The organism is Ruegeria sp. B10 (assembly GCF_056539825.1).
This window is the reverse complement of record NZ_JBQFVP010000009.1, coordinates 117,842-135,539: the sequence shown is the minus strand read 5'-3', so window position 1 is coordinate 135,539 and position 17,698 is coordinate 117,842. Positions and strand designations below refer to the sequence as shown.

Below are 17,698 nucleotides of genomic sequence, written 5' to 3'. Positions count from 1 at the left end.
TGGGAAGCACTGACAAGTCATAAGGAATTCTCGGGCGGTTTTTACGTCACTGCTAGCGCATTTGCGACATCGCGGCTTTTCAGCGACGTAAAAACCTGACCTGGGCTAGCAGGGCTTATCCTGACAACCGCGCCAAATCCGCGCTTAGTGCTCGGGCCTCGGAAATGCTGCGCTGTAGGGCCTGCAATTGTGCCTCGGCAGTGGTGCCTTGGGGCTTTGCATTCAGCACCCTGTCGATTCTGGCGGCTGTGGCGGGGTCTCCGCCGCCAATTGCATCGCGCTGTTGCAGGATTTTCAATTTCAGCTGCGATAGTTCCGATTCCGAGGACCTGATCTGCGCGGCCAATGCGTCGTTGCGGGCCTGAGCTGTCGCCACATCGCCCTCGGCGGCTTCGATCCGGTCATCATAGGCCCCGGTCGCGATGCCGGATACACCGGCGAAGAACCCTCCGTCCGCCGGGTCCGTGGTGGTTTGGCAGGCGGCCAACAGAAGACAAGGCAGAGCAATGCGCGTGATCATATTCGGCCCTGTCACAGCGACGACGCCAGATCGCTGGCGATTCCGCGCATCTGCGAAATCTGGTTGGACAGAGCCTGCAGATCACCGTCAATGGGCGAGGTGGTTTGGCGGCGCTTGATCGTCAGGCTGCGCGCCTCAGCAAATTCCGCCTGCCGTTTGGTTGCCCCGTCAATGGCCAGCTCCATCTGTTTCAGATTGCCATTGGCCTCGGTCAGTTCTCGTTGCAACTCGGCCTGATCAACGGTTCCCGCTGCGGCGCGAGCGTTCAGTGCGTCCAACTCAGCCTTTTGAGCCACCAGAACTTCGTTCATCACGTTCAACGTGGTCTGCATTTCGGCGGCGTTGCGGTCCAGATCGGATTTGATCTGACGCAGCCGTCTTTCGCGCCCGGCATAGCTGCGCTGCACATAGGCCACATAGGTGCCTGCCAGAGCGCCAGCACCCAATCCGAGGGCGACGCCTGTGCCTACGTCGTCAGAACCGCCCAGCCCAAAGCCGATCGCGCCCCCCGCTACACCACCTGCAATCGCCCCTTGCAGGATCGTCTTTTGCAATGCTGCGGCTTGTTTCGCCAGATCGGCCTCGGCCTGGCTTGATCCAGCGCCTACGGATCTCAGCGTTTCCGGCTCGCTGCCGCCACCGCAAGCGGATAGGGCCAAAGATGCCCCTAACACGGCGGCGATCAGCCGGGTGGAATAAGATCTGCCAGCCATTGATAACTCCCTTTTTTACTATCTTCTGCCTGCGCCACATGGCGCAGAAACAATGCGGCATCCTCGCTCAGGCGCGCGTGGGCTTGCCCGAGGTTACGCGAAGTTGCCGCAGCGTCAAAGAAATCTGCACCTGGCTCGGATGGAAAGAACACCACGGCGCGGGTCAAAAGTTCATCGTAGTAACTGCGGCTTTGATCCAGCCGCCTTAGAATGACACCGCGTGAGCGATAGATGTCGTAGATATCATTGCGGGCCTGTTGTAGCACCGGCAGCGCGGCAGGATCCGAACGGGCGATCTCTTCGATCTGGCCCAAGGCGTTTTCAGCAACAGCCAGAGTGCGTTCGACACTGCGCAGTGCAACGATATCTGTGCGCAGGCTCTGCAATGTCGTGGCGGCCAGAAAGACCGAGACTTCGGCGGCGTCTTCAAACAGACGCTCTGGCGTTGCGGTTTCCTGCAGCGGCAAGCGACGGCGATACTGATCGAGGGCCGGTTCCAGGTTCCGGCTTGGCCCATCTGGCATCAGCCCAAGGGTGGAAAGGGCTGCGGCCAGCTTATCGGGTTCCGCAGCAGCCAGCGTTGCACTGATCGGCGCGGCTGGGGCGGTTGCGGTGTTCCTCAGCAGCTCAATCCGGTCACGCGCGAAAGCGGCGAACAGGCCGTCGGGATAGGTTTGCAGATAGTCCTTGAAGTCAGATTGATCGCTGCTTGCGGAAATGCTTCGCCAATGGGCCATATCGGCCTCAAAAGCGTCTGTGGGACTGGCCGAGGACAAACCCGGCGCAAAACTATGTTCATCCAGAACGGATTCTTCGACCCATGGGATCTGGCGGCCTTCGGTATCCAGAACCACTTGCTGACGCACCCGACCGAGCATCAGCCGTACATCCAGATCGGGCGTTGCAATATGATCCAGCAGGCTCGAGGTGAAGATACTGTTGTCGCCCAGCCCGTCATATGCCACGTTGCCGGGGTCAGTGGCATAGGCGATCAGCAAACCTGCACCGCCCCGGATGCGGACGAGGCCCTGTTCGACGATCCCTTTGTCCGAGAACGGGTTATTGCGACAAGCGTCGAGCAGAAGGATGCCGACATCCGGCCCGGCCTTGGCAAGAACATCGCGCACGCGGTCGATGGTGATCGAACTTCGGCTTAAGGCGGTCAGGTCACTGCCCGAGAATTCGGTGCCGATCAGGTGGTTCTGACCGCCGATCTGAACCCCGTGACCGGCGTAAAAGAAGACAGCCATTTCAGCGCCTTGCGCCGCTTTCCCAAAGGCGTGGACGGCCCGATCCATCGAGGCTGCGTTCTGATCAGTGGCCTCGGTCACGGCAAAGCCAAGCTCGCGTAGCGCTACGCCCAAAGCCTCGACATCGTTGACTGGGTTGCGCAAGGCCATATCCGGGGCGCGGTAGTCGGAATTGCCGATCAGCAAGGCCACACGATCAGCCGCCCGGGCCGAGCCTGTCGCCAGAACCAGACAGGACATTATGCAAACCAGCAAAAATCGGAACCGAGTCATACCGTCACCTTAGCGCATGGGTTTTGGACTGCACAGACAGATTGGAGTTCTATAGCCTGCCCAGTCGATCCTCGTCGTCCACAACAGTCAGCCGCGTATCCGACCCGTTCCACCGCCAGAGGACGAGGTTGAGGTTCGCCGGTGTCGTCCCAGGTGCAAAGCTGCGTACCAGCAAACCGGCAAAACCGTCCTTGATCAATTGCGCGGCCAGGTCTTGCGTCGGGACAGCGCGTCGGTCCAGCATGGCCGATCGCCAACCGGGATCGGCCAGCGCGGGCGCGGTCATTTCGTATTGGGCCAAGGCGGCCTCGTCTCGGGTGTCGAAGAGCGGGCCCAGATACGCGTGGTAAGACACCAGTATTGTCGGCTGCAAATCCCCGACCTGATTGGCCTCACGCAGGGCCGTGGCCGGGTCCAGCGCCGTGTAGAGCGCAGGTGTTCCCTTCGCGTTGAACCGACCACCATACTTCTCTGCTCCACGACCCGACAGGGGCTCGCGGGCGTAGACCGGGTTTAATGCGCGAAAAAGCGGCCCGCGATACCAGCCCTCGTCAAGCGGCATCAGGCATAGACACCGGCATCGACGGCATCAATGTACTCCAACACCTGCTGCGCCTTGCCCTCCTGAACCAGCTGCATGGCGGTACGCCCGTCAAAGCCGGGCAGGGGTTCCGAGCGATACCAGGCATAGGCGATCAGATCCGAGCCAAAACGCGGTTGCACCTTGTTGAGAACCTCGACCAATTCGCGCAGGCGACGTTGGGTCTTGTCGGATTGAATGCGCGTGCGGCGTTGCAGGGCATCCTTGCCCAACCCCACGGTCAAGGCGACCTCTTCGGCGGATGTACGCAGAGCCGCCGCGATTTTCCGAGGCTCAAACAGCCCTCCTTCGGCGAATTGAGCAATCTGCATGCTGCCCTCCAATCCTGTTTCTTTGACGGTATATAGCGTCAATATTGCTGATTTTCAAGAATTCATGCCGTGTTGCTGTGTTTAAAACGCCACCAAACCCCTTGGCAGACGACATGATCCTCACCAACTTGGGACCACCCGTTGATTGACGACAGGCTGAGCGGCCCTTTTACCTGTTCGCAGCCTCGGGTATGAGGTCTCAAATGGCAAGAAAACAGCAGGAGCCCGTCCATGTCGTTTCATCGCACCGCTTTTGCGGCATTGTTCGCGGCCGTGTTGCCAGCCGTAAGTTGGGCGCAATCAGAAAGCGCACCGTCTGAGGCGCTGTCCGTCGAATTGAACACAGCGCAGAATGTGGGCAACGCCTGCCGACTGACCTTTCTGGTGCAGAACGGAACTGGAGTCTCAATCGACAAGGCCGTGTTCGAGACCGTGATTTTCGACATTGAAGGCGGAGTAGTCAGCCTGTCCCTGTTCGATTTCCGAGATCTTCCGGCGGATCGCCCGCGCGTGCGGCAGTTTGATCTGCCGGGAAGGGATTGCGCGCAAGTAGGCCGCGCCTTGATCAACGGTGCAAATACCTGCGTGGTCGACGATGCGGATAGCACTATTTGTCGCGATATGCTCAGCCTCAGCAGCCGGGTCAAAGTGGAGCTTTTGGGATGAACTTCTTGGGCACTTTGCGTGAAATTCTGGCGCTTGGCGGGCCGGTCGTCGGCATCTTGATCGTGATGTCGGTTCTGACTCTTTCGGTCACGCTGTATAAACTGTGGCAGTTCGCGGCTTGTGGTGTTGGTCGCCATAGGGTCCTGTCCGAAGCTCTGGCTGCCTGGGACGCAGGAGATCGCGCCGCGGCGCGCACGCGATTGAACGACAGCAGCAGCTACCTTGCTCCGATCGTTGGCGCCGCGATGGATGGAGTGGACGTCCCCGGCGTGGATGACCGTCTCGATGCCGAAGCCGGTCTTGCCCTTGCCGGGTTGGAGCGCGGCTTTCGACTGCTGGACACGGTGGCGCAGCTTGCCCCGCTGCTTGGCTTGTTTGGAACAGTGCTTGGCATGATCAACGCGTTCCAGAGCCTGCAAACCGCCGGTTCCTCGGTGGACCCGTCGCTGCTGGCCGGTGGTATCTGGGTCGCCCTTGTGACAACGGCTGTAGGTCTTGCGGTGGCGATGCCGACCTCGATGGTTCTGTCCTGGTTGGAAAGCCGCACATCGCGTGAGCGGGTCTTTGCGGACAAAGCGCTTCGGACGATTCTGGTGCCCGGTCACGCGCTGCAAACAGTCTCCGGGGCACGGACCCAGAGCACCGCCGCCCCCGAACATGCGTAACACGGCGCCCTTTGTCAGACGCCCTTTGTCGATGACGCCGTTAATCGACGTCATCTTTCTGTTGCTGCTGTTCTTCATGCTCTCATCCACATTCTCGCGATTTTCCGAGATCGAATTAACGCAGGCCGCTGCTGGCAGTGGCACGGGCTCGGCACCGGCGGACAGAGTGTTCCTGCAGCTTGGCCCGGATCGCTTGGTTCTGAACGGGGCCTCGATCACGTTGGATGATCTGCTGACGCAAGTTGAAACCGGGCAGGTTCTGATCAGCCTCGACGCCGATACCTCGGCGCAACGTCTTGTCGATGTATTGGTCCCTCTGCGAGGCCGGGACGGGTTGACCGTAACGGTGTTGGAGTAGGCCGATGATCCGTCAGACACCGCAACGCCGCAGACGCGACTCCACGATCCCGCTGATCAATGTGGTGTTCCTGATGCTGGTCTTCTTCCTGATCGCCGGTACCGTGGCCCCCCCTTTGGATCCCGACCTTGAGCTGGTCGATACCGCAGAACTGGAGGGGCGTGAGCCGCCGGATGCGCTGGTCCTGCATGCAGACGGATCGCTCAGCTTTCGTGGGCAGGCCACGGACGCCGAGACCTACATGGCGGATCATGAGGGCGAAGAGGTCCGCATCGTACCGGATCGCGCGGCCTCGGGCCCGCGTCTGATAGAGGTGACAGGTGCGCTGCGGCGTGCAGGGGCGAAATCGGTTTTTCTGGTCACGCAGCAGGCGATCGAATGATCCGAACCTCGGCCATCATCGCCGCTGTGGCCGTTCTGGTTTCGCTGCTGCTGCACGTTCTGGGGCTGAGCATGACCACAACCAGCTTGACCCATTCGCCAAGCGTTGTCGGCGATGACGAAGATGCGGTGACCCTCGGCACGGCCTTTGAGGATTTGGCCGAACAGGTACCCGAACCGATTGAGCCAGAAGAAGCGGTGGTGCCTGAACCTCCGGTCGAAACCACGCCCGAACCTGAAGAGGCGGAGATTCCGACAACCGAAGCTTTGGTTGCTTCGCCCGATCCGCAAGAGCAGGCTTTCGCGCCAGATACCGGCCCCTCCAACGGCGGTCAGGCCGAGGTGCCAGAGCCGGAAGTGACCGAATCCGTTGACCAGTCCGAGACGCAAACGGCAGCAAGTGATGAGGTCGACGCAACCCCTTTGGCTGAGCCATCAGATGTTGTGGAAATCCCGCAAGCCAGTGCCGCAGAGCCGGTCGAGCCGGTCGAAACGCCGGAGGCTGAGCAACTGGCCGCGTTGCCGCCCGTCGAGGTCGCGCCTGTGCCGTTGGAACAAGACGCGGTTGAGCCGGAAATCGCAGTAGAGCCTGTGCCAGACGAAGCAGACCCCGTGGAGGACAGCGAAGGAACCGAACAGGCGGTCGCAACCTCTCTTCGACCGCGCTTGCCCAATCGGACGCCCTCGGACGAGGTCCAGCCGACTCTGCCCGGCGCGCGCAACTTCGACAACCTGAAATTCCCAGAACAAACCATTGAATCCCCACTGGCGGCCTATCAGCGCGAAGGGATTGATGCCTTCACCCGCAATGACCGGGGCAACCAGTCCGGCGGGCGAGGGCCGGGAAATTCCAACACGACCAACTATGCCGGGCAAGTTCTGGTTCATCTGAACCGCGCGCCTCAGGTTTACGCCTCGGTTCGTGGTTATGCGCAGGTGTTCTTTCAGATCGACCCGGATGGTTCATTGGCGTGGGTCGAGGTCATCACTAGCTCGGGCTCGGACCAGGTGGATCGGGCTGCGAAGGAGCAGGTCAGGGGGGCCGCACCGTTCCCGCCGCCACCCGATGGGGTCAGCCGCAAACTGTCCTTTTACTACCAGAACGGCTGAGCCTAGCGCGGCCCGCGCCGTTGCTGCGCACCGCCATCTTTGCGCATGGTCAGGCCAATCCGTTTGCGGGGGACGTCAACCTCGACAACGCGTACCTTCACGACCTGACCGGTTTTGACCACCTCATGCGGGTCCTTGACGAACCGGTCCGCTAGTTGGCTGACATGGACCAGCCCATCCTGATGAACGCCGATATCCACGAAGGCCCCGAAGGCGGCCACATTGGTCACCGTCCCCTCCAGCAGCATGCCGGGTTTGAGGTCGGTGATCTCCTCAATGCCGTCCCGGAACGACGCTGTGACAAAACTGGGTCGCGGGTCACGACCCGGTTTTTCAAGCTCGGCAAAGATATCGCGCACGGTGGGCAGGCCAAAGGTCTCATTGGCGAATTGTTCAGCCCGCAAGCCCTTCAGCGCCCCGTCATGTCCCATGATCTGCCGGATATCCCGGCCGCAGGCAGCGACCACGCGGCGGGCGACGTCATAAGCTTCGGGGTGAACCGATGAGGCATCCAGCGGCTCCTCTCCTTCCCGGATGCGTAGAAATCCTGCGCATTGTTCAAAGGCGCGTGGGCCAAGGCGGTCGACCTTCAGCAAGTCTTTGCGAGACTGGAAAGCGCCATTGTAGTCGCGGTGCTGGACGATGGCCTCGGCCAAACCGAGGCCAAGGCCCGACACATGCGACAGCAGTGGGGCCGAGGCGGTGTTCAGGTCGACACCGACCGCGTTCACCACATCCTCGATGACCGAGGCAAGCGACTGGGACAGGCGATGCTGGTCCACGTCGTGCTGGTATTGCCCGACCCCGATGGATTTCGGTTCGATCTTCACCAACTCGGCCAATGGGTCTTGCAAACGGCGTGCGATCGAGACCGCACCGCGCAGGGATACATCCAAATCCGGGAACTCTCGCGCGGCCAGCTCCGACGCGGAATAGACCGAGGCCCCAGCCTCGGACACGACGGTTTTGGTGGGAGCTTTGACCGATTTGGGCAGCAGGCCGAGCGTGTCGGCGACCATCCTTTCGGTTTCACGGCTGGCGGTGCCATTGCCGATGGCGATCAGCTCGATCTGATGGGCCGAGATTAGGTTCAAGATCGCCGCCTGCGCCCCCCGCAGATCGTTTTTCGGCTGAAACGGATAGAGCGTATCCGTTGCCACAACCTTGCCAGTGGCATCCACCACGGCGGCCTTGACGCCGGTTCGAATGCCCGGATCCAGACCCAGCGTGGGACGTGCGCCCGCCGGGGCCGCAAACAGAACATCCTTGAGGTTGCGCGAGAACACCTGAATCGCCTCATCCTGCGCGCGGCTGCGCAGATCTGCCATCAGCTCAACCATCATGGAAAGCGACAGCTTGACCCGCCAGGTCCAGCCCGCAACCTTGCGCAGCCATTTGTCGCCGAGGCCATCGCCACGAGTTTGTAGATGCGAGGCAACAATTGCCTCAGCCCGCGCCGCGCCGACCTCAGGTTCAGGGGCGATATCCAGCGTGACGATCCCCTCTTTCGAGGCCCGCAACATGGCCAGCGCGCGGTGCGAGGGGGCGGTGGACCAAAGCTCAGAATGGTCAAAGTAGTCGCTGAACTTCGCGCCCTCTTTCTCTTTGCCCTCAACGAGTTTTGACGACAAAAGCGCCTCTTGCTGCATGAAATTGCGCAGTTCACCCAGCAGAAGGGCGTTTTCCGTCAGCCGCTCGGTCACGATGTCACGGGCGCCGTTCAAGGCGTCCTTGGTCGTTTCGACAGCCTCGGACAGATAGCCCTGAGCAAGGACTTCCGGGTCGGCATTGCGGTCGGCCAGAATGGCGTCGGCCAGTGGCTCCAGCCCGTTTTCGCGGGCGATCATCGCCTTGGTGCGCCGCTTGGGTTTGTAGGGCAGGTAGATATCTTCCAGCTGCGCCTTGGTCTCGGCTCCGGCGATGGATTTTGCCAGATCATCCGACAGTTTGCCCTGATCCTTGATCGACGTCAGGATCGTCTGCCGCCGCGCCTCCAGCTCTCGCAGATAAGTCAGCCGGTCGGAGAGGGTTCGAAGCTGCGTATCGTCCAGTCCGCCCGTCGCCTCTTTGCGATAGCGGGCCACAAAGGGCACGGTCGCGCCTTCATCCAGCAACCGAACGGCGGCCGAGACCTGATCCGCGCGCGCGTTGATTTCGGTGGCGATTGTGCGGGCGATACGGTCCAAGGGGGGCCTCCTGATACTGGGTCGGAAGGACTTCTTAGACAGCGTTTTGGCAGAGGGGAAGAGGGCCAACGCATTGGGGCAAGATTTCCTGAAACGGTCTGCCCCATTGCTTGAGCTCGATGCCCGGCCGTTGATCCGGCCGGGCGTTGGCGTGCCTTAGAGGCACTCAGCCAATGTGTTCGCCATATTGCGCAGAAGTTGGGGATAGAGCGCCGCGCCGGGCTCAAGTTCGGCGCCAAGCGGGTCGATCACGGCGGTATTGGCCTCGGACCCTTCCATGACTGTTGCGATCAGGCCGGGGTTGAATTGCGGCTCGGACAGAACGCAATCAATCCCTTCTTCTTTGATGCGTCCCTGAATTTCGGCAATGCGTGCAGGGCTAGGATCGGATGCATCGCTGATCGAGATCGCACCGGATGCCGGGAAGTCGAAGTCATTTTCGAAATACTGATAAGCGTCGTGGAACACGATGAAGCTACCACCTTTTACCAGGGCCAGCGTTTCCGCGATCTCGGCTGACAGCGCTTCCATCTCGGCGCGCGCAGCGGCTGCGTTCTTAAAATACTCGCCCGCATTTTCAGGGTCAGCAGCCGAGAGTTGAGCAGCGATCACATTCAGCCATGTGCTGGCGTTTGCAGGCGACAACCAGGCATGCGGATCGTGTTCGCCATGCGCGTGACCTTCGTGGTCGTCATGATCATCGTGGTCTGCGTGCTCTTCATGGCCATGGTCGTCATGCGCGTGTTCATCTTCCTTGTCATGGTCGTGATCATCGTGACCATGTTCATCCTTGTGATCGTCGTGATCATCATGGGCGTGTTCGTCTTTGTGGTCGTCGTGATCGTCATGCGCGTGTTCATCTTTGTGATCGTCATGATCATCATGCGCATGTTCGTCTTTGTGATCATCGCCATGATCTTCATGACCGTGATCTTCATGATCCTCGTCATCGCCGTGATCATGCGCTTCGAACAGCGCGTCCTCGCGGAAGTCCAGCAGAGTGGTTCCGTCCGCCTCCAGCAACGTTGTTACAGCCGCGCCTCCAGCGAGCGTTTCGACAGCGTTTTCCATCCATGGCGTAAGATCTTCGCCGATCCAAAAGACCAGATCAGCCTCTTGCAGAGCCGCCGCTTCGGACGGGCGCAGGTTATATTCATGAGGCGAGGCGCCCGGCTGAACGATAAGGCTGGGTTCACCCACGCCGTCCATCACACGGGCCACAAGCGAATGCACCGGGGCAATGTCAACGGCAACGTTCGGGGCGTCGGCCATGGCGGTTCCGCCCAGCAATGTAGCGGTGATCGAAATGGAAAGGAGGTTTCTGGACATTGGACCCTCTGTGTGATTTTATAACATTTAATCGCGGCATATATGATATAAGATAACATGACAAGTCAGAGGCAACAGAACTCGACCAGCGAAGCTGCGCCGGTGGGGTTCCATGATCATGACCACGTGTCCTGCGTGGAAACCGGCCTTGCCATGGCCGAGGCAAAGTGCAAAGCCGAGGGGCTACGCCTGACGCCTGTGCGCCACAAGGTGCTGGAAATGCTGTTGCAGGAACACAGGGCACTTGGTGCCTATGCCATCCTTGATCGCCTACGGGATGAGGGGTTCGGCTCGCAGCCGCCCGTGGCCTATCGCGCCTTGGATTTTCTGGTCGAAAACGGGTTTGTCCATAAGATCGAACGCCTGAACGCTTTTGTGGCCTGCGCCCATCCGGGGGCGACGCATTCACCTGTCTTCATGATCTGCCGCGGGTGCGACGCGGTGGCCGAAGCTTCCTCGGCCGTCGATAGCGGGGCCCTTGGCGATGCCGCCCGCGCCGTGGGTTTTGAAATCGAACGTACTGTAGTAGAAGCCGAAGGTCTCTGCTCTGACTGCACCGAAAAGGCCTAGCAATGTCCCTTGTCACCGTTGAAGACCTGAGCGTGAGCTACGGGGCCAATACCGTGCTGCGCCATGTCCATATGATCATCGAACCCGGTGAGATCGTGACAATTGTCGGGCCGAACGGGTCCGGCAAAACAAGTTTGTTGCGCGCAATTATCGGGGCCATCAAACCTGCAAAGGGGCGCATTACACGTAAACAGGGCCTGCGGATCGGTTACGTTCCGCAGAAGCTGCATATCGATCCGACCCTTCCCATTTCAGTCGAGCGCTTTATGCGCCTGACCAATCACGTCAGCCGCGCCCGCTGTGCCGAGGCGCTTGAGGAAGCAGGCGTTCCCGATCTGTTGAAGCAACAGATGACTCAATTGTCCGGCGGGCAATTTCAGCGCGTGCTGCTGGCGCGTGCCTTGATTAACCACCCGGATATCCTTTTGCTGGACGAAGCGACGCAAGGTCTGGATCAACCGGGTTCAGCGGCCTTTTACCGGCAAATTGAAACCGTGCGCCGCGAGACCGGCTGCGCCATTTTGATGATCAGCCACGAATTGCACGTGGTCATGAGCGCCTCGGACCGGGTGATCTGCCTGAACGGTCATATTTGCTGCGAAGGATCGCCTGCCGTTGTGGCCTCAGCCCCTGAGTATCGCGCCTTGTTTGGGACAGGGACCGGAGGAGCGCTGGCGCTATATCGGCATGACCACGATCATCATCACGACCACGATCATAGCTCTCAGGACGCTGCAGAATAATGCTGGATGATTTTATGACCCGCGCGACTTTGGCCGGGATTGGTGTGGCTTTTGCGGCGGCTCCGCTAGGATGTTTCGTGGTCTGGCGCCGAATGGCCTATTTCGGCGACGCAACCGCGCATGCGGCCATTCTGGGCGTTGCGCTGTCGCTAACCTTCCAGATGTCTATTTTCGCGGGCGCATTGGCCGTAGCTCTGCTGATGGCGTTGACGGTTACTTTGCTGTCCGGGCGGGGATACGCAATGGACACACTATTGGGCGTTCTGGCCCATTCTGCACTGGCCTTTGGCCTCGTCGCAGTGTCATTCCTTTCAGGTGTCCGCATTGACCTGATGGCCTACCTTTTCGGCGATATTCTGGCCGTTTCGCGCACGGATCTCGCCGTGATCTGGGGCGGTGCAGCACTGGTCGTTGCCCTGATCGGATGGCGCTGGTCGCAGCTATTAACTGCGACCCTGAACGAAGAGCTGGCCTACGCCAGCGGCTATGACCCAAAGCGCGAGCAATTGATCCTGACCTTGTCTCTTGCGGTGACCGTCGCGGTGGCAATCAAGGTCGTGGGCGTTCTTCTGATCGCAGCCTTGCTGATCATTCCTGCCGCCGCAGCGCGCAGCCTTGCCCGATCGCCCGAATCCATGGCCTTGATCGCCGCGGCCATCGGGGCGGTTTCCGCCGTAGCCGGTTTGCGGGCTGCTTACGTGTTCGACACACCTGCAGGGCCGTCAATTGTGTGCGTCGCGGCAATCCTGTTTGCCTGTTTCAGCCTGTTGGGATGGAAAGGTCACAAGCGCTAGAGCGCCTTACCTTTCATTGAAGGCCCGCTCCAAAGTCAATTGGACCGGTTTCAACAGATAGCTGAGAAGCGTCTGCTCACCCGTTGTCATTTCGGCCACAACGGTCATACCCGCCTGCAGTGGACGGTTGAACGCACCGGTGCCGATTGTCGAGCCGGCCAGAACGAACGAGGCCCGGAAATAGGTCTCGCCAGTTTGTTCGTCTGTCATGGGCAGAGGATGCACCGACTGCAATCGTGCCTCGACCTTACCATAGCGGCGGGCATCGAACGTATCGACGCTGATCGCCACCGAGTGTTCCAGGGCCACATGCCCCACCTCGGAGTTGGGAATGCGGGCCTCGACCATCAGGTTTTGCCGGGTCGGAAGCAGTTCATAAAGCGTTTCGCCGGGGGCAATAACCTCTCCCGGATTAGGTGAGGCCACCGACTGGATCACTCCACGCACCGGAGCGATCATGCGCAGGTCGGCAAGCCTAGTTTCCACAAGTTTCCGTGAGGTCTGCACCTGATGATGTTCATGTTCCAGCGCGTTGATGCGGGTTAGCACGTCCTCTCTCAGTGTCAGGGCCTCTTCCGCAAGGGCCGCTTTTGCAAGGGTCAAAGCGTTTCGTACCTCGGCGACTCGGACACGGGCGTCCTCGGCAGCGGCGCGCATGGCGTCGACTTCGTCTTCTTCTTCCAGAAAATCACTGAGTGATTTCAGACCCTGCGACTGCAGCTTCGCGTAGCGGTCCAGAACCTGCTCTTTCTTTGTCACCCTTTGGCGCGCGAACGCTGCGGCGTCTTCAAGAATTCGCAGTGTCTTGGTTTGCTGCTCAATCGAAACGCGCTGAACCTTCTGGCTTTCCAGGAATAGTTCAATACGGGCTGCAGCCGTCGTCAGACCTGAATTTCTAAGCGTTTGTATCTGGGTGGACCTCTGCGGAGCATCGCCTTCAAGCATGGCAAGCACGGCCTGTGCATTTCCTAGATCCCGCGCGACAGAGGAGGCTTGCGCGGACAGGACCTCCATCTCTTGTGTCAGTTCCGGGTGGTGCAACTGGACAAGAACATCACCGATTTCCACAGTTTGACCGTCCTGCACATGGACTGAACGGACAATCCCGCCTTCCATGGTTTCAATCTGAACATAGTGGCCCATGGGAACGATGGTGCCCGGCGCGCGCGTGATCTGTGGGACATCGGTCCGCCATGACAAAGCGATCAGACTGGCAAGAAAACCGGTGATAGCTAGCGCGAGAAACGCCGCGAACCGAGGCGCGCGGGCACGCTTTCGTCGAGCGCTGCGGTCAAGCAGTCCTTCTCGGTTTGCGGAATGTGTTCGGAAAACCATCTTCAAGCTCCAAGCGTTTTCAGGGCGGCCCACATCTTCTTGCGCCCGACTTCTCCGGTGTCGTTCACAGCAACCTGGCCCGCGTTGAGATAGATGAATCGATCGGCAATGTTCAGAAACGAACGATCTGCGGTCGCGATGATCACAGTGTGGCCCCCGGCCTTATCCTTGACCCATGTTTTGAACGCTTGACGGCGGGTGTCGTTCAGTCCGTTTGTCGGTTCCGAGAACAGGTAGACCGAGGCTGGTCGTGCCATGCTACGTGCGAGGGTGAGAGATTTCAAAATCTCATCTGGCATTTGCGAAAGGGCTTCATCGGAAAGGCGCGTCTGCACACCGTCTGGCAGCATACTGTGCCCTTGTCGTAAGCCCATCCGATCCAGCGAGGCTTGAATTTCCATGTCGGAAATGGACGGCGCGGCCAAACGGAAATTCTGCGCAACTGTGCCATAGAACAGTGATTTCTGGTAAGTCGCGTAGGTGACCGATTTACGCGACTCGTCCCGTGCGATTTGGCGGATATCGATACCGTCATGTTCGATCGTTCCCCCAATCGGGGATGCCAGACCATCGATCAGATCCAGAACAGCAGTCCGAGCGGCCGTGTCGCTGCTGAGCATGACCACGACTTCACCAGGATTAAATGCCATACTGATTTGCGACAGGATCGGTGGGCGAAGTGGGTCCGGGCGATGTGTCACCGAGGAAAACGAGATGGAACCGTTCAGCGCTTTTTGGTGGGACCAGCCGAGGCCAAGCTCCATCTCTTGTGGCAGGGACAGCACCCGGTCTGCCTGCTCGCGGCTGGCTTGGAAAGACATAAGCTGCGGAAATCCGGTATACAGCGCCTGAAGGGGACCGAAGATCTTTGACACCAACGCGATTGAGGCGATCAGAGCGCCAAAACTCAAAGCTCCGGACATCGCGGCATGGGCGCACAATATAATTGCACCGGTTGTGGCCAGGGCCGCAAGTGTTTGCCCCAATGACTGCGCAAGTGCTTGAAATTGCCGAGCGTGCTTTGTGCTTTCCTCACTGGTTTCGATCAAAGGCATGCAGCGTTGGAGCCAAGGCGTTTGCATGCCGAGATTTGTGAAGGCGCCTTGATGGACGATTGCGTCTTGTACTGCCAGCTGGCTGAGTGAGGCGTCCTGTGCGGCTTTCCTTTCGAGCTGTTTTTGACGTGGGATCGTGATCAATCCCACTATCACCAAAGCCGCTGCCAGCCCAAGTGTCCAAAGCCCAACGCTTGGCGCAAGATAGAGCAGAACGGCGAGGAACAGTACGGCGAACGGCAGGTCCAGAAGCGTGGTAATCATTTGCCCGGTAAACATCTCTCGGAGGGCCTCGAACTGGCGGAACCGGGAAAGGTGTTGGTTCACGCCTGAGCTTTGCATTTGGCCCAGTGGCAGGGACATCAGTTTTCGGAACAAGGCTGTCATCAGCTTTTGTTCGCCGCGCCAGCCAATATATGTCAGCGCGCGCGTGCGCATGTGGCGAAAGCCCATGTCCGTCGCCGCGATGACGGCGACCCCAACGGCCAGTGACAGCAGCATGTCAACAGATCCCGACGGGATGATCCGGTCGTATACGGCCATGATGAGCAGCGGGGTGAAAAGGCCCAAAATGTTGCTGAGCATGGAGACAAACAAAAGACCCGGCAGGATCGGGCGGAGGTCGCGAAAGGCCTGTGATACGGTGATCTGCGTTTTAGTGGTTCGGTTAAAGGCAAAACGGTCGATCCGAAATAGGGTGCACCGATGACGGGTAAGCTTTTGGAACCGTGGATTTTCCGCCTTTGAATCGTCAACCAGCACATGCGCGCCTTTTCTGTCCAGCGCGAGAAAGGCTGGCCCATGATCGGGTACGACCAAGGCCGGGCAGTCAGAGGCGGCGATTTTGTGCATCCGACACCTGACTTGTGCGAATGGTATTCCGAGGTTTTCCAGGGTTTGTTTGATATCCCCCGGCTGCAAGCGTTGGGAAAAGTGTGGAAACGCTTCGATCAGGCTGTCTCGGTCATGTTTCCAACCACTTGCCTGCAGTAGCGATTGGAAAAGCTGAGTGGTTTTTTCAATCGTCAAAGTGGTCATGCGGCACCTCTCTTAATGCGGCACGCTTCATCAGTGTCCCTGAGAGAATCCTCTTGCCATTGAAGCAGATCGGAGGTCCGGGGGTTGCCCAGTTGAGCGAATTGATCTGTCAGCTGGCGCATCCGGGGGTCGGGGCTTGCGGTCAACAAAGTGGGGCGCGGTGAAAGCGTTTTCAAACAAGTGGCCAAAGCCTGGCGGTCTGGCGCGTCAAGAACAGACGAGGGTTCATTCATCAGCAGTATCCGAGGGCGCAACGCAAGGGTTCGGGTCAGCGCGATCAGCTGTCGGTTGACCGGATCGCTTTCAAAACTCGAACCCTTGCCCAGCTGGGTATTGTAGCCTTCCGGTAGCCGGTGAACACGCTGCTCCAAACCAAGCGTGGCAGCGATCTGTTTGGCATGTTCAGCCGTTTCGGCGTCGCCAAACGCGGTCAGATTGTCCAGCAAGGTTGCTGAAAGGATCGCAGGATCGCGCTCCAGCGCCACTATCCCGCCCCGACCAACAAGGGCGGGCCTTTCAGTTGTTGCAGCCTCATCTATCAGGCACGAGCCAGCATTGGGCTCTTGGTTGCCCAGAATGGTCGCAAAGAGGGCGTCGACCATCCAGCTTTCTTCCGCCTCTATCAGTATTCCAGTGCCAGCTGGCACGTGAAAAATCACGGGGCGACTAGCGGTCTCTTTGTTTTGCGGGTGTGACAGGCATAGTCCTTCGACCCGCAGATCACCTTTGAGCTTTTTGTGCCCGATCCAGCCTGGCGGTTGCTGAGAGATACTGTCCATTTCGCGCAGTTTCCGCCGGGACAAAGCGACGCTTTCTGACTGGACCCATATCGCCATGATCTTGGTCAACGGCTGAATGATACGACCATTCAAAAGCATACAGGCCGCCAATTCGGCAATCCCGATCACGTTCTGGATGACGAGATAAGCCCCCAGTAAGCCCATTGCGGCAACCATGATCTGCCCGAAAACGGTGCCAAAACTCTGTGCAAAACCCGAGAAGAGGATCAGCTTGCGGCTGACTTCTACGGTCTGGTCCTCCAGCAACTCAAACCTTCGGGCCATCTGAGGCTCCATCCGATTGGCTTTGACCGTGGACAGGCTGGACAGCAGGGACGAAAGGAACGCATAGCGACGGGTATCCAGCGCCTTGCGACGCTCGAACAGGGACCATTGCAGGTGTTTCATCACGCTCGCAAACAGTAAAACGATACAGAACGCGGCAACCGGGACCAGAGCCAACCACCCATCGATCAAGCCGATCATGAGGGCGAACAGGATGGTAAATGGCAGATCAATGGCGAGCGTCTGACTCTGACCTGATTGGTGTTCTCGCAGTTGGCTGATCGCCATGTAGCGGTCAAAATAGGTGCTGGCGGTGTTTTGGGAGAAGTGGATTGGGTTTGCGTTCAACACCTGTTCAAGGAACCGGCGCTTGTGGGCGACGGCACTCTCTTCGGCTGCTGTCGTCAATAGAATAGAACGCGCCCAACGCAACAAAAACTCAAGCCCAGCCCCGATCACCAGTGCCCAGGTCAGGATGCGCAGTGTCTCGGTCGACTGAAAGGGGATGATGCGGTCGAAGATCAGCAGAATGGTGATTGGCGCCAGAAGGGACAAGATGTTCAGGGAAAGCGACGCCGCCAGTAGCGAAATACCCATCCGCAGCCTTGTTCTGCGCTTGACTGCTTTGTTCGCTTTCATGTGTTCACGCCCGTTCATTTGTCCCCAAGTTCTGGGGTCGAGGCTTTTAAGAACGTGTAAACATCAGGTTGCGTGATGCGCTGAATTTAGAAAAAAT

General features: G+C 59.1%; 18 protein-coding genes. 8 read left to right on the top strand and 10 right to left on the bottom strand.

The features are described from left to right. Window positions 1-115 precede the first annotated feature (115 nt). Genes ACR0J4_RS14015 through ACR0J4_RS13995 form a run of 5 tightly spaced genes read right to left on the bottom strand, consistent with a single transcriptional unit; the run spans window position 116 to window position 3,668 of the window. Complete coding sequence (locus ACR0J4_RS14015) at window positions 116-520, bottom strand: hypothetical protein (RefSeq protein WP_170643292.1); 405 nt, start codon at window positions 518-520, stop codon at window positions 116-118. An 11-nt stretch (window positions 521-531) separates the two neighbouring features. Further along, on the bottom strand, window positions 532-1,233 hold the full coding sequence (locus ACR0J4_RS14010; protein WP_170643293.1) for a hypothetical protein: 702 nt from the start codon (window positions 1,231-1,233) through the stop codon (window positions 532-534). Then, window positions 1,203-2,756, bottom strand: a complete 1,554-nt coding sequence (locus tag ACR0J4_RS14005) for a caspase family protein (RefSeq protein WP_170643294.1) — start codon at window positions 2,754-2,756, stop codon at window positions 1,203-1,205. Before ACR0J4_RS14005 ends, ACR0J4_RS14010 begins: the two co-directional genes overlap by 31 nt. A 49-nt stretch (window positions 2,757-2,805) precedes the next feature. Further along, the gene (locus ACR0J4_RS14000) at window positions 2,806-3,318 is read right to left on the bottom strand and encodes an RES family NAD+ phosphorylase (RefSeq protein WP_170643295.1); all 513 of its coding nucleotides are present in this window, start codon (window positions 3,316-3,318) and stop codon (window positions 2,806-2,808) included. Further along, a complete protein-coding gene (locus ACR0J4_RS13995; protein WP_170378480.1) occupies window positions 3,318-3,668 on the bottom strand; it encodes an MbcA/ParS/Xre antitoxin family protein in 351 nt (116 codons plus the stop codon). The genes ACR0J4_RS14000 and ACR0J4_RS13995 overlap by 1 nt, the downstream gene beginning before the upstream one ends. A 231-nt stretch (window positions 3,669-3,899) precedes the next feature. On the opposite strand from ACR0J4_RS13995, the gene ACR0J4_RS13990 reads away from it, so the two are divergent. Genes ACR0J4_RS13990 through ACR0J4_RS13970 form a run of 5 tightly spaced genes read left to right on the top strand, consistent with a single transcriptional unit; the run spans window position 3,900 to window position 6,848 of the window. Beyond that, a complete protein-coding gene (locus tag ACR0J4_RS13990) occupies window positions 3,900-4,334 on the top strand; it encodes a hypothetical protein (RefSeq protein ID WP_170643296.1) in 435 nt (144 codons plus the stop codon). After that, on the top strand, window positions 4,331-4,999 hold the full coding sequence (locus ACR0J4_RS13985) for a MotA/TolQ/ExbB proton channel family protein (RefSeq protein ID WP_170643297.1): 669 nt from the start codon (window positions 4,331-4,333) through the stop codon (window positions 4,997-4,999). Before ACR0J4_RS13990 ends, ACR0J4_RS13985 begins: the two co-directional genes overlap by 4 nt. Further along, a complete protein-coding gene (locus ACR0J4_RS13980) occupies window positions 4,992-5,357 on the top strand; it encodes an ExbD/TolR family protein (RefSeq protein WP_480668702.1) in 366 nt (121 codons plus the stop codon). The genes ACR0J4_RS13985 and ACR0J4_RS13980 overlap by 8 nt, the downstream gene beginning before the upstream one ends. A 4-nt stretch (window positions 5,358-5,361) precedes the next feature. Next, window positions 5,362-5,739 carry an ExbD/TolR family protein gene (locus ACR0J4_RS13975; RefSeq protein ID WP_170488189.1) on the top strand — a complete coding sequence of 126 codons (378 nt, stop codon included), beginning with the start codon at window positions 5,362-5,364 and terminating at the stop codon, window positions 5,737-5,739. Further along, on the top strand, window positions 5,736-6,848 hold the full coding sequence (locus ACR0J4_RS13970) for a TonB family protein (RefSeq protein WP_170643299.1): 1,113 nt from the start codon (window positions 5,736-5,738) through the stop codon (window positions 6,846-6,848). The genes ACR0J4_RS13975 and ACR0J4_RS13970 overlap by 4 nt, the downstream gene beginning before the upstream one ends. Before the next feature lie 2 nt (window positions 6,849-6,850). Here the strand turns inward: ACR0J4_RS13970 and ACR0J4_RS13965 are convergent, their stop codons facing one another. Both ACR0J4_RS13965 and ACR0J4_RS13960 read right to left on the bottom strand, forming a co-directional pair. Further along, window positions 6,851-9,034: a Tex family protein gene (locus tag ACR0J4_RS13965; protein WP_170643300.1), complete on the bottom strand. Its 2,184-nt coding sequence runs from the start codon at window positions 9,032-9,034 to the stop codon at window positions 6,851-6,853. Between the two features lie 156 nt (window positions 9,035-9,190). Further along, complete coding sequence (locus ACR0J4_RS13960; protein ID WP_170643301.1) at window positions 9,191-10,363, bottom strand: metal ABC transporter solute-binding protein, Zn/Mn family; 1,173 nt, start codon at window positions 10,361-10,363, stop codon at window positions 9,191-9,193. 57 nt (window positions 10,364-10,420) lie between these two features. On the opposite strand from ACR0J4_RS13960, the gene ACR0J4_RS13955 reads away from it, so the two are divergent. The 3 genes from ACR0J4_RS13955 to ACR0J4_RS13945 are packed head-to-tail and all read left to right on the top strand — an operon-like array spanning window position 10,421 to window position 12,470. Beyond that, complete coding sequence (locus ACR0J4_RS13955; protein WP_170643302.1) at window positions 10,421-10,933, top strand: transcriptional repressor; 513 nt, start codon at window positions 10,421-10,423, stop codon at window positions 10,931-10,933. Window positions 10,934-10,935: 2 nt separating this feature from the next. Beyond that, a complete protein-coding gene (locus tag ACR0J4_RS13950) occupies window positions 10,936-11,676 on the top strand; it encodes a metal ABC transporter ATP-binding protein (RefSeq protein ID WP_170643303.1) in 741 nt (246 codons plus the stop codon). Beyond that, entirely contained in the window at window positions 11,676-12,470 is a 795-nt protein-coding gene (locus tag ACR0J4_RS13945) for an iron chelate uptake ABC transporter family permease subunit (protein ID WP_170643304.1), read from the top strand. The genes ACR0J4_RS13950 and ACR0J4_RS13945 overlap by 1 nt, the downstream gene beginning before the upstream one ends. A gap of 6 nt (window positions 12,471-12,476) precedes the next feature. Here the strand turns inward: ACR0J4_RS13945 and ACR0J4_RS13940 are convergent, their stop codons facing one another. The 3 genes from ACR0J4_RS13940 to ACR0J4_RS13930 are packed head-to-tail and all read right to left on the bottom strand — an operon-like array spanning window position 12,477 to window position 17,601. After that, complete coding sequence (locus ACR0J4_RS13940; RefSeq protein WP_170643305.1) at window positions 12,477-13,805, bottom strand: HlyD family type I secretion periplasmic adaptor subunit; 1,329 nt, start codon at window positions 13,803-13,805, stop codon at window positions 12,477-12,479. 2 nt (window positions 13,806-13,807) lie between these two features. Further along, complete coding sequence (locus tag ACR0J4_RS13935; RefSeq protein WP_170643306.1) at window positions 13,808-15,898, bottom strand: ABC transporter transmembrane domain-containing protein; 2,091 nt, start codon at window positions 15,896-15,898, stop codon at window positions 13,808-13,810. Beyond that, complete coding sequence (locus tag ACR0J4_RS13930; RefSeq protein WP_170643307.1) at window positions 15,895-17,601, bottom strand: ABC transporter transmembrane domain-containing protein; 1,707 nt, start codon at window positions 17,599-17,601, stop codon at window positions 15,895-15,897. The genes ACR0J4_RS13935 and ACR0J4_RS13930 overlap by 4 nt, the downstream gene beginning before the upstream one ends. Window positions 17,602-17,698: the final 97 nt, after the last annotated feature.

Coding starts and splice junctions, on each gene's coding strand:
- ACR0J4_RS14005 (WP_170643294.1), bottom strand. CDS start 2,756: ATGACTCGGTTCCGATTTTTGCTGGTTTGCATAATGTCCTGTCTGGTT.
- ACR0J4_RS13975 (WP_170488189.1), top strand. CDS start 5,362: ATGATCCGTCAGACACCGCAACGCCGCAGACGCGACTCCACGATCCCG.
- ACR0J4_RS14015 (WP_170643292.1), bottom strand. CDS start 520: ATGATCACGCGCATTGCTCTGCCTTGTCTTCTGTTGGCCGCCTGCCAA.
- ACR0J4_RS13950 (WP_170643303.1), top strand. CDS start 10,936: ATGTCCCTTGTCACCGTTGAAGACCTGAGCGTGAGCTACGGGGCCAAT.
- ACR0J4_RS14000 (WP_170643295.1), bottom strand. CDS start 3,318: ATGCCGCTTGACGAGGGCTGGTATCGCGGGCCGCTTTTTCGCGCATTA.
- ACR0J4_RS13970 (WP_170643299.1), top strand. CDS start 5,736: ATGATCCGAACCTCGGCCATCATCGCCGCTGTGGCCGTTCTGGTTTCG.
- ACR0J4_RS13935 (WP_170643306.1), bottom strand. CDS start 15,898: ATGACCACTTTGACGATTGAAAAAACCACTCAGCTTTTCCAATCGCTA.
- ACR0J4_RS13995 (WP_170378480.1), bottom strand. CDS start 3,668: ATGCAGATTGCTCAATTCGCCGAAGGAGGGCTGTTTGAGCCTCGGAAA.
- ACR0J4_RS13955 (WP_170643302.1), top strand. CDS start 10,421: ATGACAAGTCAGAGGCAACAGAACTCGACCAGCGAAGCTGCGCCGGTG.
- ACR0J4_RS13940 (WP_170643305.1), bottom strand. CDS start 13,805: ATGGTTTTCCGAACACATTCCGCAAACCGAGAAGGACTGCTTGACCGC.
- ACR0J4_RS14010 (WP_170643293.1), bottom strand. CDS start 1,233: ATGGCTGGCAGATCTTATTCCACCCGGCTGATCGCCGCCGTGTTAGGG.
- ACR0J4_RS13960 (WP_170643301.1), bottom strand. CDS start 10,363: ATGTCCAGAAACCTCCTTTCCATTTCGATCACCGCTACATTGCTGGGC.
- ACR0J4_RS13980 (WP_480668702.1), top strand. CDS start 4,992: ATGCGTAACACGGCGCCCTTTGTCAGACGCCCTTTGTCGATGACGCCG.
- ACR0J4_RS13930 (WP_170643307.1), bottom strand. CDS start 17,601: ATGAAAGCGAACAAAGCAGTCAAGCGCAGAACAAGGCTGCGGATGGGT.
- ACR0J4_RS13990 (WP_170643296.1), top strand. CDS start 3,900: ATGTCGTTTCATCGCACCGCTTTTGCGGCATTGTTCGCGGCCGTGTTG.
- ACR0J4_RS13945 (WP_170643304.1), top strand. CDS start 11,676: ATGCTGGATGATTTTATGACCCGCGCGACTTTGGCCGGGATTGGTGTG.
- ACR0J4_RS13985 (WP_170643297.1), top strand. CDS start 4,331: ATGAACTTCTTGGGCACTTTGCGTGAAATTCTGGCGCTTGGCGGGCCG.